At 67.8% G+C, this 14,252-nt stretch carries 14 protein-coding genes; 4 read left to right on the top strand and 10 right to left on the bottom strand.

All coding sequences use genetic code 11. The annotated features are described in order from the left end of the window. Positions 1 to 33: 33 nt before the first annotated feature. Together djlA and ASD22_RS13740 are read right to left on the bottom strand one after the other, a co-directional pair. Positions 34 to 834 (bottom strand): co-chaperone DjlA, encoded by an 801-nt coding sequence (gene djlA / locus ASD22_RS13745; RefSeq protein ID WP_056084757.1) that lies wholly within the window; start codon positions 832 to 834, stop codon positions 34 to 36. Further along, positions 831 to 1,142, bottom strand: a complete 312-nt coding sequence (locus ASD22_RS13740; RefSeq protein ID WP_056084754.1) for a c-type cytochrome — start codon at positions 1,140 to 1,142, stop codon at positions 831 to 833. The genes djlA and ASD22_RS13740 overlap by 4 nt, the downstream gene beginning before the upstream one ends. Before the next feature lie 150 nt (positions 1,143 to 1,292). Between ASD22_RS13740 and ASD22_RS13735 the strand changes: the two genes are divergently transcribed. Genes ASD22_RS13735 through ASD22_RS13725 form a run of 3 tightly spaced genes read left to right on the top strand, consistent with a single transcriptional unit; the run spans position 1,293 to position 3,090 of the window. Beyond that, on the top strand, positions 1,293 to 2,189 hold the full coding sequence (locus tag ASD22_RS13735) for a phosphoribosylaminoimidazolesuccinocarboxamide synthase (protein ID WP_056084751.1): 897 nt from the start codon (positions 1,293 to 1,295) through the stop codon (positions 2,187 to 2,189). 26 nt (positions 2,190 to 2,215) lie between these two features. Continuing rightward, positions 2,216 to 2,686 carry an Mpo1-like protein gene (locus ASD22_RS13730; RefSeq protein WP_056084748.1) on the top strand — a complete coding sequence of 157 codons (471 nt, stop codon included), beginning with the start codon at positions 2,216 to 2,218 and terminating at the stop codon, positions 2,684 to 2,686. Next, the gene (locus ASD22_RS13725) at positions 2,683 to 3,090 is read left to right on the top strand and encodes a hypothetical protein (protein ID WP_056084744.1); all 408 of its coding nucleotides are present in this window, start codon (positions 2,683 to 2,685) and stop codon (positions 3,088 to 3,090) included. Before ASD22_RS13730 ends, ASD22_RS13725 begins: the two co-directional genes overlap by 4 nt. A gap of 9 nt (positions 3,091 to 3,099) precedes the next feature. Here ASD22_RS13725 and ASD22_RS13720 read toward each other — a convergent pair whose 3' ends face one another. Together ASD22_RS13720 and ASD22_RS13715 are read right to left on the bottom strand one after the other, a co-directional pair. Next, positions 3,100 to 5,223, bottom strand: a complete 2,124-nt coding sequence (locus ASD22_RS13720; RefSeq protein WP_056084740.1) for a hypothetical protein — start codon at positions 5,221 to 5,223, stop codon at positions 3,100 to 3,102. Between the two features lie 141 nt (positions 5,224 to 5,364). Beyond that, positions 5,365 to 6,693, bottom strand: coding sequence for an amino acid permease (locus tag ASD22_RS13715; RefSeq protein WP_056084736.1), 1,329 nt, complete (start codon positions 6,691 to 6,693; stop codon positions 5,365 to 5,367). A 136-nt stretch (positions 6,694 to 6,829) separates the two neighbouring features. Here ASD22_RS13715 and dinB point away from each other — a divergent pair, with 136 nt between their 5' ends. Beyond that, positions 6,830 to 7,966, top strand: a complete 1,137-nt coding sequence (dinB, locus tag ASD22_RS13710; protein WP_082520277.1) for a DNA polymerase IV — start codon at positions 6,830 to 6,832, stop codon at positions 7,964 to 7,966. 55 nt (positions 7,967 to 8,021) lie between these two features. On the opposite strand, the gene lpdA is transcribed toward dinB, so the two are convergent. The 6 genes from lpdA to ASD22_RS13680 form a co-directional block, all read right to left on the bottom strand. Next, positions 8,022 to 9,794 (bottom strand): dihydrolipoyl dehydrogenase, encoded by a 1,773-nt coding sequence (gene lpdA, locus ASD22_RS13705; RefSeq protein WP_056084731.1) that lies wholly within the window; start codon positions 9,792 to 9,794, stop codon positions 8,022 to 8,024. Between the two features lie 52 nt (positions 9,795 to 9,846). Continuing rightward, a complete protein-coding gene (locus ASD22_RS13700; RefSeq protein WP_056084728.1) occupies positions 9,847 to 10,758 on the bottom strand; it encodes a mechanosensitive ion channel domain-containing protein in 912 nt (303 codons plus the stop codon). A 10-nt stretch (positions 10,759 to 10,768) separates the two neighbouring features. After that, entirely contained in the window at positions 10,769 to 12,433 is a 1,665-nt protein-coding gene (aceF, locus tag ASD22_RS13695) for a dihydrolipoyllysine-residue acetyltransferase (RefSeq protein WP_056084724.1), read from the bottom strand. A gap of 262 nt (positions 12,434 to 12,695) precedes the next feature. Further along, positions 12,696 to 13,025 (bottom strand): DUF2845 domain-containing protein, encoded by a 330-nt coding sequence (locus tag ASD22_RS13690; protein WP_056084723.1) that lies wholly within the window; start codon positions 13,023 to 13,025, stop codon positions 12,696 to 12,698. 135 nt (positions 13,026 to 13,160) lie between these two features. Continuing rightward, on the bottom strand, positions 13,161 to 13,736 hold the full coding sequence (locus ASD22_RS13685) for a DUF924 family protein (protein WP_056084720.1): 576 nt from the start codon (positions 13,734 to 13,736) through the stop codon (positions 13,161 to 13,163). An 11-nt stretch (positions 13,737 to 13,747) separates the two neighbouring features. Beyond that, a complete protein-coding gene (locus ASD22_RS13680; RefSeq protein ID WP_056084717.1) occupies positions 13,748 to 14,194 on the bottom strand; it encodes a DUF2383 domain-containing protein in 447 nt (148 codons plus the stop codon). Positions 14,195 to 14,252 lie beyond the last annotated feature (58 nt).

Genomic DNA, 14,252 nt, shown 5'->3' with positions numbered 1-14,252 from the left:
GCGCCTAAACCGATTCCCTATTCCCCATTCCCGTCACTTGAACCCGCGCGCTTCCTTGATCCGGTCGTACGCCGCGTTGATCTCGCTGGCGCGCGACTCGGCGCGCTTGCGCATGTCGTCGGGCAGGTCACCCAGGCGGTCGGGATGGTGTTCGGAAATCAGCTTGCGGTAGGCGCGCTTGATCGCGCGATCGTCGGCGTTGCGGTCGACGCCCAACACGGTATACGGGTCGGGGCCCTGGCTGGAGCGTTGCGGCGGCACGTAGCCGCCCGCACCCGGGCCATGGCCGCGGCGGCCGGGGCCGGCGTTCCAGGCGTAGCCTTTCATCGCCATCAGCGCCATCAGCTCCATGTCGCTGATGCGCAGCGCGAACGCCAGCTGGCGCAGGATGGCCATTTTCTCCGGCGGCGGGTTGCCTTCGGCCAGCACGGTCTCGATCACCACATCCAGCACCGGGAACGCGTGGTCGCGGCGCATGCCCACCCACTGGCGCAACTCGTTGATGGTGTGGGTGACGTCGAACTCCGGCTGCTTTCCCACGTTGAAGCTGGTGGCCGCCTGCTTGCGCTGCTCGGCGCCCAGGCCCATGCGGCTCATCAGGCGCTCGGCGATGGCGATTTCCGCCTCCGACACGCGGCCATCGGATTTCGCCACCGCGCCCAGCAGGGTGAACAGCGGACCCACGAAACCACCCGCCTCCGGCGTGGCGCGCTTGCGTTGGCTGTGGCGCAGGTTGTCGAAGATGAAGCCGATGATGGCGCCGGTGATCGCGCCGGCGCCGTGCCCGATCAGCAGGCCGAAGAACGTGAACCACAAGGTATACGAGTAACTCATGGCTGCGCCTGCTTGGGCGACTGTGTGCTGTACCAGCGCGCCAGCGCGTCGAGGTCGGCGGCGCTGACGGCGCCGATGGCGGTGCGCATCACCGGTACGTCGCGGCGACCGTCGCGATACTGCGCCAGCGCGTCGCGCAGGTAGTCGAGCCGCTGGCCGGCCAGGTTCGGCGCACCGGGCATGGTGGCTTCGCCATTGGCGCCGTGGCAGGCCGCGCACAAGCCCAGCCGCGCGGGGCGCGGCACGGTCTGGGCGCAAAGCGTGGAAGCGGCGACAAGGCACAGTCCCGCGAGCAATGAAATTCGCATCGGCAACACATGGGGCTAAAGGTCGACAATTCTAGCAGTGCACCCGCAACCCGCCGCGCGGACCGGACGCCGTGTGCGCCGATGCCACATTTCCGGCCACCCGGCCGCAGCCGTTAGAATGGGCGTCTCTCCCCCAGCGGAACCGCCGTCGTGCCCACCACCTTGCTGCAATCGAACCTGCCCGGCCTGGAATTGATTCACCGTGGCAAGGTGCGCGACGTCTACGCGCTGTCCGACGACCGCTTGCTGATGGTGGCGACCGACCGGCTCTCGGCCTTCGACGTGGTGCTGCCCAACCCGATCCCGGGCAAGGGCGAGATGCTGACCCAGATCTCCAACTTCTGGTTCGCCAAGACCGCGCACCTGGTACCCAACCACCTGCTCGACGTGCCGCTGGCCGAGGTACTGCCGGCCGGCACCGACCTGGCGCTGTACGAAAAGCGCGCGGTGGTGACGCGGCGGCTGAAGCCGGTGCCGGTGGAGGCGATCGCCCGCGGCTACCTGATCGGCTCCGGCTGGAAGGATTACCGCGCCACGGGCGCGCTGTGCGGCATCACCTTGCCGGCCGGACTGCAGCAGGCACAGCAACTGCCCGAACCGATCTTCACCCCGTCGACCAAGGCCGCCGTGGGCGACCACGACCAGAACGTCAGCTACGAAGTGATGGTGGACGCGGTGGGCGCCGAGCTGGCCGGCAAGGTGCGCGATGCCACGCTGGCGATCTACCGCTGGGCGGCGGCCTATGCGGCCGAGCGCGGCATCATCATCGCCGACACCAAGCTGGAATTCGGCACCGATGCCAACGGCAAGCTGTACGTGATGGACGAGATGCTGACGCCCGACTCCTCGCGCTTCTGGCCCGCCGACGAATACCGCGTGGGCATCAGCCCGCCCAGCTACGACAAACAGTTCGTGCGTGACTGGCTGGAAACGCAGGACTGGAACAAGACCGCGCCCGGCCCGGTGATCCCCGACGAGGTGATCGCCCGCACCGCCGCGAAATACGGCGAGGCGCTGCACAAGCTGGCCGGCATCCGGCTCGACTGATCGGCAACCAGGCTCCGGAGATCCCCATGCGCACCATGCAGGATTGGCTCGACAGCTACAGCCGGGATCACCAGAACCCCACCAACCAGGTTTTCCACTGGCTGTGCGTGCCGCCGATCGTGTGGTCGGTGATCGCGCTGTTGTGGACGATCCCCGTGCCGGCGTCGTTCGCGCGGCCGGGCGCGTGGTCGGTGCTGGTGATGGTGCTGGCGTTCTACTGGTACTGGAAGCGCTCGCACCGGCTGGCGCTGGGGTTGCTGCTGGTGTTCGCCGTGCTGGGGCTGTTGACCAACCTGCTGTATTACCGGCTGGGCGCCATGATGTTGTGCTACGCGGCGATCGCCGTGTTCGTGGTGGCGTGGATCGGCCAGTTCATCGGCCACCAGTACGAAGGGCGCCGCCCCAGCTTCCTCACTGATCTTTCCTACCTGCTGATCGGCCCCGCATGGCTGATGGCCAAGCTGCTGCGCAAACTGGGGTTCAAGCAGATCACATGACCACTTTTCTTACCGTGATCAGCAGCCTGCTGTGGTGGGTGCTCTACAGCAGCATGGCGGCGCTGGTGTTCGCGCTCATCGGCTGGTCGGTGCTGCGCTGGACCGAACGCTGCGCCGTGGTGTTCAACCGCATCTACCTGGCCTGCCTGGTCTGGACCATGCTCGGCATGCTGCTGGTGGTGGGCGTGGCCGCCTACGAGGGACACTTGCAGCCGCCGTATGGCGCCTTGCTGACCTCCGGATTGCTGCGCTGGGCGCTGGTGCTGGACATGCTGATCGGCACCGTGCTGCTGTGGCGGCTGGTGCCGCGCATCGACGCCCGCCGCATCCGTCCCGGCAGCGCCTGCATGGCGGTGGCGGTGATCATGGCGATCAGCTTCGGCGTGGCGACCAGCTTGGCGTAGTTTCGCCCCTCACCGCTGCTGCCGATTCGCCTCGCGCACCGCATCGACAAACCCGCCAAACGGGATGTCGGTGATGCCGACCAGCCCCACGTGGCTGTTCTCGCCATCGAGCAGGCGACCGGTCACCGGCTGATCCAGATACTGGAACCAGTGCGCGCCCACGATCTGTGGATCATCGGCGGCCGCCGCCAGGAAGCGCGCGTAGGCCGGGCCGCGTTGCGCTTCGCTCGCCACCGAGACCACTCCCTTGCCGAACGGTCCGCGGTCGTCGGAGCCGAAGTGGAATTCGCTGATCAGCACCGGTTTGTCCAGCGCACGCATCGCGGCGGCGTCGAAGCCGTGTTGCGGCAGGTCGGCGTAGACGTTGAAGCTGACCACGTCGCAATAGCGGGCGCAGGCCGCCACCGCTTCCGGCGTGTTCACCGCGAAGCGGCCGCCCAGGAACAGGTGGTGCGGATCGTGCCGGTGGATGGCCTCCGCCACGGTGCGGAAATAGGCGTCCGCGTACTGCCGCAACCACGCGCGATAGTCGTCGGCGATGGCCGGATGCGCCGCGCTCGGCAGCGGCGCCGCAAAACCGGTGGCGTCGAGCGTGCTCCACGAGGTCAGCGCGATGCCCCAGGCATTGGCCAGTGTTTCGGGCGCCACGTATTTCTTGCGCAACGCGGCGATGAACGCCCGCTTGGCCGGGCTGGCCACGTCACCCGCCAGCGTGCCCTGCGCCAGACCCCAGCGCCCCTGCGCACCCGCGCCGGCCCAGGCCAGTTCGTTGTCGGCGAAATAGCCCAGCAGCCACGGGTCGTCGCGCACGCCGGTGCTGGCCTTGATCACGGCGGCATCGGTCGCCTGCGCGAATCGCGGGTCGAACGGATCGGGCATGCGGCCCCAGTAATCCAGCCCGCTGGCGACATTGGCGAAAGCGCCGGCGATGTTGATCGATCGCGTGTACGGCAGGCGATGCGCCTGTCCCAGCACCGGGTCGCTCCAGTCGCCCAGAGTGTTGAAGCCCCAGGCCTGCAACCGCTCCAGCGTGCGCGCACGCCATGCGGCCAGCCAGCCCGTGCCATCGACGCGATACAGGTTGGCCGCGTAGAAATCGAACCAGCGCCCGTGGTTGTAGCCGATACCCTGGCTGGCGCCCTGCTCCGCGCTGCGATTGTCGCCAGCACCGTAGAACGCGGCCCCTTCGCCATCCTGGGGCGGCAACCCGGTAAACATGAATTCGCGGCCTTCGACATAACTGCGCCCGCCATCGGCGGCCACCGCGTTGACGCCCAGCGAGAAGAACGCATGGCCTGTGGGTGTCACCAGGTGCCAGCGTCCATTCACCTTTTGCGTATGGAACCAACCGGTTTTTGTCAGGTTTTGGACGTCCAGACGTCCGCCGTACTCGTCCTGACCGACGCGCATTTTTGCCTTGTCGAGTGCCACTCGTTCGCTGGCATGCGCGGCACGCAAGGCGGCGTCGGACGTGATCTTCTCCGGCCACTGGCCGCGCGCAGCCTGACCGTAGCGATCGACGATGCCGGCATAGGCCGCGCGCTGGAGCGCCTGCCCGGAAACCGCCTCGACGCGCCCGAACAGCAGCGTCTGCTCCGCCTGCGGCGCCGGCACCCCGAAGCGCAGCGTGTGCACCGTGCGCGGTTCGAGCCGACCTTCCACCGTGGTGGCAAGCAGGATGGGGCGGCCGTGATCGTCGAACGGCATCGGTGGCGCGACCTGCATGCCCATCTGGCGCGGGCTTGTCGCGTGCAACGGGATCACCAGCGTCTGCGGCGGCCCGGCCGGCAAGCCCACCTGCGCGTGCAGGTGCTGATCGGGGTTCGCCCCGCCGATGTCGATGGTCAGCGTGACTGCCCAAGGCATCGCGTTCTGTACCTGCACCTGCAGTTCGTCACCGGCAGCCCATGCGTTGGCTGACGTCACCGTCAATGCCGGCGAAGCGGCCGCCTCGAAGGTGAAGCGCTGCAGGGTAAAACCGTCGACCGTCTGCGGTGCGCCGTCGCGGTGCACACGCTCCAGCGTGACGGGTGCCGTCGCGGCGGGCGCGGCCAGATCGATCGGCGTCATCGACGCCTGCGCGTGGCAGCCGCACAACAGGCCCAGGCAACCGGCGAGGACGATCCGCTTCATGGCTCCGCCGTCTCGATCGAAACGTCGAGTATGGCGCGCGAAGGTGAAGCGCAGCCATCGCGGTGCGCGCAACGCGCGGTCGCCAGGCAACGGCACGGCCACCGCATCGGTTGCCCACCGAGTGCCGACCTCAGCGCCGCATCAACCCGCCTTGCGACCTTCCAGCCAGCGCCAGCCGTAATACACCGGCACGCCCAGCGCGATGATCAGCAGGCTCATGCCCGCGTCGCCGGGGCGGTTGATCGCCGAGGCCACGATCACGCCGAACACGGTGATCACGAACACCAGCGGCAGCAGCGGATAGAACGGCACCCGGTACGGCGCCGGCTCGTCGATGAAATGCTTGCGGTACCAGAACAGCGTGGCGATGCCGAATACGTGGCCCAGCCACTCGCCCACCGTGGTGTAGTTGAGCAGCTGATTGAAACTGCCCGACAGCGTCAGCACGATCGCCCACGCGCCCAGCGCCAGCAGCGCGATCTGCGGCGCCCGCGTGCGCGCATCGATGCGCCCGGCCGCGCGAAAGAACATGCCGTCGGCGCCCATCGTCTGCAGCACGCGGGCACCGCCGGCGATCGCGATGCTGCAATAACCGAAGGTGGAACAGGCGATGCCCGCCGCGATCACGGTGGCGCCGTGCGGACCGAACAGCTTCGCCATCAGGTCCGCCGCGGGCGCCTCGCTGGCGGCCAGGCCCGCATGACCCAGGCCGCCCAGATAGGCCAGGTTGGCCAGCACGTAGCAGATCACCACCCCACCCATGCCCAGACCCAGCGCGCGTGGCAAGGTGCGTTGCGGATCGCGCACCTCACCCGCCAGATCGTTCAGGTAATGGAAGCCGCCGTAGCTGAAAAGCACGGGCAGCAGCGCGCCTGCGAAAGCCCACGACGACACCGGATGCGCGCTGTCGGTCGAAAGCGCCAGGCCGAAATTGCCGTCGGCCAGGATCAACCCTGCCACCACCAGCAAGGCCAATGCGGCCAGCTTCAACACGGTGAACGTATTCTGGATCAGCGCACCGGCACGGATGCCGAACAGGTTGACGCCCACGATGAACACGATCGCCCCCACCGCCACCGGCGACGCATACAGCAGCGGCAAGCCGATCGCCGCGCACAGGTAACGGGCGAACATGGTGGCCACCGCCGCCACGCTGCCGGGGTAGTTGATCAGCGCCATCGTCCAGCCGAACAGGAACGCCGGCAGCAGCCCGAACGCCTCGCGCAGATAGACATAGATGCCGCCCGCCTGCGGCCGCCGCGCGCCCAGCTCGGCGTAACACAGCACGCCGGCCAGGGTCAGCAAGCCGCCGACCGTCCACAGGATCAACACCTCGGTACCCGAGCCCGTGTTGCGCGCCACCGTGGACGGCGTGAGGAAGATGCCGGCGCCGATGACGCCGCCGATCACGATCATCGCCGCGTCCCAACTGTTCAGGCGGCGGGCATAGGCGGCAGGTTGGGTCGTCATGGCCGCCACCTTGCCATTGTGCGGGTGGTTTCGACCAGCCCCATTCGTACCGCGGAGTCGGCCATCCGCATCACTGCTGACACATGGTGACCGTGGCGGGTTCTAGAATCCGGGCATTGGTATTCCGGTTGCCCGCGTGTCCGTCCCTCCACGAAAAATCCTGCACATCGACATGGACGCGTTCTACGCGTCGGTGGAGCAGCGCGACGATCCGTCATTGCGCGGCCAGCCGGTGGCGGTGGCCTGGCGTGGCGCGCGCTCGGTGGTGTGCGCGGCCAGCTATGAGGCGCGCGTGTTCGGCGTGCGCTCGGCGATGCCGGCGATGCGGGCCGAGCGCTTGTGCCCGCAGCTGATCTTCGTGCCGCCGGATTTCGTGCGCTACAAGGCGGTGTCGCGGCAGATCCGCGAGATCTTTTCGCGGCACACCGACCTGATCGAGCCGTTGTCGCTGGACGAGGCCTACCTGGACGTCACCCACCCGAAAACCGACTTGCCCTCGGCCACCGCCACCGCCGAGGCGATCCGGGCGGCGATCCGCGCCGAGACGGCGCTGACCGCATCGGCCGGCGTGGCGCCGAACAAGTTCCTGGCCAAGATCGCCTCGGACTGGAACAAGCCCGACGGCCTCTGTGTCATCCGCCCGCACCAGGTCGAAGCGTTTCTCACCCCGCTGCCCGTCGGCCGGCTGCCCGGGGTGGGCAAGGTGATGGAGGCGAAGCTGGCGGCGCTGGGCATTGATACCGTGGGTGCGCTGCGGGCGCATGCGCTGGCCGAATTGGAGGGCCGCTTCGGTCGCTGGGGCCGCCGCCTGCATGAACTGGCGCGCGGTATCGACAACCACGCGGTGCAGTCCGAACGCCCCACCCTGCAGATTTCCGCCGAAGACACCTTCGAGCATGATTTGCCGCTGGACGAGATCGAACCGCACATCCGCCGCCTGGCCGAAAAAGCCTGGGCCGGTCACCTGCGCCAGCACGGCACCGGCGAGCACCGCCGGGTGGCGCGCACCGTGGTGCTGAAACTCAAGACCTCGGATTTCCGCACCCTCACCCGCAGCCTGACGCCGTCGACACACCCGTCATCGGCCCACGCGCTGGCCGATATCGCCTGTGCGCTGCGTGATCGTGTGGACCAGTCAGCGGATCACCGCTATCGACTGGTCGGCGTGGGCTTGTCCGGCTTTATCGCAGCGGAGGACGAGGCGATGCAGGGCGATCTGTTTGTGGGAGCGACTTCAGTCGCGATGGCTTCGAATGAGAAGCATCGCGGCTGAAGCCGCTCCTGCAGGAGCATTCGCGCACACGGTGCGCTCCTGCAGTTGTCGAGGGTCACTTCTTCTTCGGGATGTACAGGTCGGTGATGGTGCCTTCGTAGACTTCGGCCGCCATCCCCACCGACTCGCCCAGGGTGGGATGCGGGTGGATGGTGAGGGCGATGTCAGCCGCTTCGCTGCCCATCTCGATCGCCAGCGCCAGTTCGGAAATCAGGTCGCCCGCGTTCACGCCGACGATGCCGCCACCGACAATGCGATGGGTCTCCTCGTCGAAGATCAGTTTGGTGAAGCCTTCGGTGCGGTCGATGCCGATGGCGCGGCCCGAGGCCGCCCACGGGAACTTGCCCACGCCGACCTTCAGGCCCTTTTCCTTGGCCTCGCGCTCGGTCACGCCGACCCAGGCGATTTCCGGGTTGGTGAACGCCACCGACGGGATCACCCGCGCATCGAAATGACTCTTCAGCCCGGCCACCACTTCGGCCGCCACGTGCGCCTCGTGGGTGGCCTTGTGCGCCAGCATCGGCTGGCCGACCAGGTCGCCGATGGCGTAGATGTGCGGCACGTTGGTGCGCATCTGCGTGTCGACGTTGATGAAACCGCGATCGGTCACCGCGACGCCGGCCTTTTCCGCGCCGATCTTGCCGCCATTGGGCGAGCGGCCCACCGACACCAGCACGCGATCGAACAGGGTGGTTTCGGGAATGCTGTCGCCCTCGTAACCGACCTCGATGCCTTTTTTGGTGGCCTTGGCGCTGATCACCTTGGTCTTCAGGTGGATGCCCTTGAGCCGGCTGCCGAGGCGCTTGGCCAGCGGCTTGATCAGGTCGGCATCGGCGCCCGGGATGATCTGGTCCATGAACTCGACCACGGTCACTTCACTGCCCAGCGCCGCATACACGGTGGCCATTTCAAGGCCGATGATGCCGCCGCCCACCACCAGCAGCTTCTTCGGCACGTCCTTCATTTCCAGCGCGCGGGTCGAGTCGAGGATGCGCTCGTCGTCCCACGGGAACATGCCCAGCTTCACCGACTGCGAGCCGGCGGCGATGATGGCGTTCTCGAAACGGATCAGCTTCACGCCGTCGTTCGTCTGGACTTCCAGTTCGTTCGGCGAAACGAAGGTACCGGTGCCCTGCACGGTGCGCACCTTGCGCGCCTTGGCCATGCCGGCCAGGCCGCCGGTGAGCTGGCCGACCACCTTTTCCTTGAAACCGCGCAGCTTGTCGAGATCGAGTTTCGGTGCACCAAAACTCACGCCATGGGCAGCCATCGCCTCGGCTTCATCGATCACGGCGGCGGCATGCAGCAGCGCCTTGGACGGGATGCAGCCCACGTTGAGGCAGACACCGCCCAGGCTGGCATAGCGCTCCACCAGCACGGTGTCGACGCCCAGGTCGGCGGCGCGGAACGCCGCGGTGTAGCCGCCGGGGCCGGAGCCGAGCACGACCAGCTTGCATTCGACGTCGGGCGTGCGACCGGACGCGCCTGCGGCAGTCGGCGCCGGCGAGGCGGCAGGTGCCGGGGCGGGCGCAGCAGCCTTCGGCGCCTCGGCCTTGGGCGTCGGTGCCGGGGTGGCCGCCGCGGCACCGCCGGCGACCTCCAGCACAACGATCACAGCGCCTTCCGAAACCTCGTCACCCACCTTCAGCTTCAACTCCTTGACCACACCCGCGGCACTGGAGGGAACCTCCATGGTCGCCTTGTCCGACTCCAGCGTGATCAGGCTCTGTTCCTTTTCCACGGTGTCGCCGGCTTTCACCAGCACCTCGATCACCGGCACGTTGTCGTGGCCGATATCGGGAACTTTTACTTCGATGGTGTTGGCCATGGTTTTTCCTCGGGAGTTGCGGGCTGGCGGTTGTGGCCGCCGGCCACGGGATTCAGGAGACAGGGATAGCGCGTTGGGGCCGGCGCAACTGCACGTCGCGCTGCGGCAGGGGAATCGTTATGCCATGCGCCAGCAAGGCATCATGCAGCGCCCAGTTGTAGGCGGCCAGCGCGGCGCCGGGTCGGCGGGTGGCATCGGCATTCAGCCACACCACCAGCTCGAACTGCAGCGCCCATTCGCCGAAAGCCACCAGTCGCACCTGCGGCGCCTTGTCGCCCTCGGCGTCCAGCGTGAACTTCACTTCGTGCACCGCCTGGAGCGCGGCTTGCCGCACGGTTTCCTTGTCGCTGGCGTAGGCCACGTGGAACGGAACCTTCAGGCGCCGGAAGCCCTCGCGCACGGTCCAGTTGACCACGCGACCGTTCACGAATTCGGAGTTCGGCACCAGGATATCGATGTCGTCGTTGGTGGTGATGCGGGTGGCGCGGATATGGATGTCGCGCACGCGGCCGTGCACGCCGGAAGCCAGGTCGACGAAGTCGCCCACCTTGAGGCTGCGGTCGAACAGCAGCACCACGCCGCAGACGAAGTTGTTGAAGATGGCCTGCAGGCCAAAGCCCAGGCCCACGCCCAGCGCGCCGGCAAACACGGTGAAACGGGCGATCGGGATGCCGCTGGCATTCAGCGCCAGCAACACGCCGACCAGCAGCAACAGGTAGTGCATCAAGCGGCCGAACACGTAGATGGACGACAGGTTGACGTGCTCGTAGCGGCGCGCGTAACGGCGCAGCAACTGCCGCACCAGCATCGACAGCAATACGCAAAGACAGAACAGCAGCACCGCCGCCGCCAGCGAGCCGACGGTCAGATCAAAGCCGCCGCCGTGGAACAGCGGGCGACTCAACCACTCGCTGACCGGCGTAGCTGCGGGCTCCGCGGGAATCAGTGCCGCCGCCAGCAGCATGCGGCCTCCGTCACAGCAGCAGGCGGCGGATGTCGGCCAGCTGGTTGGCCACGAACACGGCGAAACGGGCGGCCAGCGCGCCGTCGATCACGCGGTGGTCGTAGGACAGCGACAGCGGCAACATCAGCCGCGGCGCGAACTCCTTGCCGTTCCACACCGGCTTCATCGCCGACTTGGACACACCCAGGATGGCCACTTCGGGCGCGTTGACGATCGGCGTGAAATACGTGCCGCCGATGCCGCCCAGCGAGCTGATCGAGAAGCAACCGCCCGACATGTCGGCCGGGCCCAGCTTCTTGTCGCGCGCCTTTTTGGAGATCTCGCCCAGCTCGCGCGCCAGGTCCAGCAGGCCCTTCTTGTCGCAGTCGCGGATCACCGGCACCACCAGGCCATCGGGCGTGTCCACCGCGATGCCGATGTGGAAATATTTCTTGAGCACCAGCTTCTCGCCGCTCTCGTCCAGCGAGGCGTTGAATTGCGGGAACGCCTTCAGCGCCGCCACCACCGCCTTGATCTGGAACACCAGAGGGCTGATCTTGGTGTCCTTGTTCTCCGCGCCAAGCTGCTTGCGGAATGCCTCCAGCTCGGTGATGTCGGCGTCTTCGTGCTGGGTGACGTGCGGGATCATCGCCCAGTTGCGGGCCAGGTTGGCGCCGGAAATCTTCTGGATGCGCGACAGCGGCTTTTCCTCGATCTCGCCGAACTTGGCGAAATCCACCTTCGGCCACGGCAGCAGGCTGAGCCCGTTGCCGGCGCCCGCCGCACCGCCGGAAACCGGCCGCGCGCCGGAGGCCAGCGCGTGCTTCACATAGCCGCTCACGTCGTCGCGCTGGATGCGGCCGCCGCGACCACTGCCCTTGACCTGCGCAATGTCCACGCCCAGCTCGCGGGCAAATGCGCGCACCGCCGGGCTGGCGTACGGCGCATCGCCCGGCATCACCACGCTGGCATCCACCGGCGGACGCGCCACCGGCAGGTTGCTGCGGTCGGCTTGCGGCGCGGGGGCGGGCGCAGATGCGGGTGCAGCTGCCACGGGTGCCGGCGCCGGGGCCGGTGCGGCTGCCGGAGCGGCAGGCGCGGCATCGCCGCCTTCGATCATGGCGATCACGTCGCCCTCGGAGAGCTCGTCGCCCACCTTCACCTTCAGTTCCTTCACCACGCCGGCGAACGGCGACGGCACTTCCATCGTGGCCTTGTCCGACTCCAGTGTGATCAGGCTCTGGTCCTTGGTGACGGTGTCACCCACCTTCACCAGCACTTCGATCACCGGCACGCCGGAGTGGCCGATGTCCGGCACCAGCGCGGGGCGCACGCCGCCGGCGGATGGCGCGGGCGCGGCAGCGGCGGGCGCCTGGGGCGCCTCGGCCTGCTTGGCGGGCGCCGGGGCGGCGGCGGCGGCCTTGGGTGCTTCCTGGGCGGCGGGTGCGGCGCCAGCGCCGTCGGCCTCGATGATGGCGATCACCGCGCCTTCGGAAACTTCATCGCCCACTTTCAGCTTCACTTCCTTCACCGTGCCGGCGAATGGCGCGGGGACTTCCATCGTGGCCTTGTCCGATTCCAGGGTGATGAGGCTCTGTTCTTTCTCGACGCGGTCGCCGGCCTTGACCAGTACTTCGATGACCGGAACGTCAGCGTGGCCGATGTCGGGAACACGAGCTTCTTTGAGATCGGCCATGAATGGCTCCTGGAGATGGCGGGGACAATGGTGCGCCGCCGGAGGGGATCGCGGCGGAAACAAGTGCCAATCATAACGAACAGGCGGGTCTTTCGCCCACTATGCGGCGGAGTATGCGGGTCGCGGAGGACGCTCGACGGGGCCGAACCCGCCCATGGCGGATGCGGCAACGCGGGTCACGGATCAACGGCTGGCGTCGACCGCAGGGCGGCGGCGCCCGGGGCCGAAATCACCCGGGTTGCGCCTGGCGGGTAGCGCGTTCTCAGCGGCGCCGGTCGTCGATGTCACCGACCGTGCCATCGATGATGGTCACCGTGGTGAGGTGGTTGCCGCGACGGTATTGCCACTGCTCGCCGCGGTCGGCATCGGTGATCACGCGCACGCCACGACCGCGGCGCGACGTGGCGGGATGGCGCCGGAATTTGCGCGACGGCTTTCCCAGCAGCTCGACCACGCGCATCACGCTGTCGCCGGTGGTGAGGACCTGGTTGCCGACGCGCAAGGTGTTGGAGGCGAAAGTCGCCGTACTGGAGAGGCCGAGCGCGCAGGCGAGTGCCAGTGCGAGCGGCAGGGACGTCGTGGGTTTGGGCATGGTTGTTCCCGATGGCGAGGTAGCCCGTGATGGGCGCCGATCAGGCTGGCGCGGTGCGCCGCGGGACGGTATCGGAAACCGCTGCATGTACGCGAAGGGGTTTGCCGGCATCGGCGCCAGCGCGGCGCCGGTCGATCAGAAGCCGGCGCCCGGCTGTGCCAGGTAGATCGCCTCCTGCGCCGTGGACGAACGGCCCAGCACCGCATTGCGGTGCGGGAAGCGGCCGAAGCGCTCGATGATGTCGCGATGGCGCCGCGCGTAGTCGAGAAAGCCCTCGAACGATGCCCGCTGTTCCGGGCCCGACTCGGCGCAAAGCGCCTCGAACAGCGCCACCGAGCGATGCTGCACGGCGAGATCCTCGGCGTGTTCCAGCGGAAGATAGGCGAACACGCGCTGCAGCGGTGGCAGGGCCTGGTCGTCGCCGCGTTCGATGCCCGCCAGCGCCAGCGACAACGCCTTGGGGTCCTGCGACCAGGCCCGTGCATCGTTGCGGTGGAGATTGCGGCTGAACTGGTCCAGCAGGATCAGCAGCGCCAGCCAGCCCAGCGGCGTACGCGTCCAGCCATCGAGTTCACCGTCGGCCGCGGCGGTGGCGACGGCACCGAAACGGGTGCGGATCTGCGCATCGAAGGCGGCGTCGGCGGCAAACCAGTGCGCGGCGCTTTCCTCGGCAAACCAGAAGGCAAGCACGGCCTCGGCGGTCGGCGACATGGGATCTTCCTTCAATGGCGCGCGGTGCCACCCAGGCCATGCATGTCCAGGTGGATGCCGTGCAGGCGCGGCAGTTGCCGGCGCAGCACCAGCGCCACGTCGGCAGGGGCGGTGGCAATGGTGGCGCGTTCGAACAGGTGCAGCAAGCGCACTTCGTACTGCCCCAGTGCGTGGATCCAGTCGTTGTCCGTGCGCGAGGCGTTGTTGGGCATGCCCGCCGCCCACTGTGCCCGCAGCGTGCCGCGCAAGGTGCCACGCTGCCGGGACGGTTCACCGGTCCTGCGCTGTTGTGCCTGCAGGTCGGCGACCACCAGCATCAGCGTCTGGGCGTTTTCATTCAGCACGCTGCGCAACCCCGGCTCGCGCGCGGCGGTGGCGGCACGGCGGTACAGCCGGCACAGGTCGATGCTGTGCTGGATCAGGGGTTCGTAGATGGAACGGGGAGCGAACAGCGCCACAATCGGCTCCAGCGGGTGATGAAGCGAGATGACGCGTCATCCTCGTCGCTCACCGCTT

This window comes from Rhodanobacter sp. Root480, assembly GCF_001426645.1.
Classification (GTDB): Bacteria; Pseudomonadota; Gammaproteobacteria; order Xanthomonadales; family Rhodanobacteraceae; genus Rhodanobacter; species Rhodanobacter ginsenosidimutans.
Note: the sequence above shows the minus strand (reverse complement) of the source record. Positions and strands in the feature narration are given on the sequence as shown.

Bases quoted from the DNA above. Each gene is read 5' to 3' on its own strand.
- djlA (WP_056084757.1), bottom strand. From the start codon at position 834: ATGAGTTACTCGTATACCTTGTGGTTCACGTTCTTCGGCCTGCTGATC.
- ASD22_RS13740 (WP_056084754.1), bottom strand. From the start codon at position 1,142: ATGCGAATTTCATTGCTCGCGGGACTGTGCCTTGTCGCCGCTTCCACG.
- ASD22_RS13730 (WP_056084748.1), top strand. From the start codon at position 2,216: ATGCGCACCATGCAGGATTGGCTCGACAGCTACAGCCGGGATCACCAG.
- ASD22_RS13725 (WP_056084744.1), top strand. From the start codon at position 2,683: ATGACCACTTTTCTTACCGTGATCAGCAGCCTGCTGTGGTGGGTGCTC.
- ASD22_RS13720 (WP_056084740.1), bottom strand. From the start codon at position 5,223: ATGAAGCGGATCGTCCTCGCCGGTTGCCTGGGCCTGTTGTGCGGCTGC.
- ASD22_RS13715 (WP_056084736.1), bottom strand. From the start codon at position 6,693: ATGACGACCCAACCTGCCGCCTATGCCCGCCGCCTGAACAGTTGGGAC.
- lpdA (WP_056084731.1), bottom strand. From the start codon at position 9,794: ATGGCCAACACCATCGAAGTAAAAGTTCCCGATATCGGCCACGACAAC.
- ASD22_RS13700 (WP_056084728.1), bottom strand. From the start codon at position 10,758: ATGCTGCTGGCGGCGGCACTGATTCCCGCGGAGCCCGCAGCTACGCCG.
- aceF (WP_056084724.1), bottom strand. From the start codon at position 12,433: ATGGCCGATCTCAAAGAAGCTCGTGTTCCCGACATCGGCCACGCTGAC.
- ASD22_RS13690 (WP_056084723.1), bottom strand. From the start codon at position 13,025: ATGCCCAAACCCACGACGTCCCTGCCGCTCGCACTGGCACTCGCCTGC.
- ASD22_RS13685 (WP_056084720.1), bottom strand. From the start codon at position 13,736: ATGTCGCCGACCGCCGAGGCCGTGCTTGCCTTCTGGTTTGCCGAGGAA.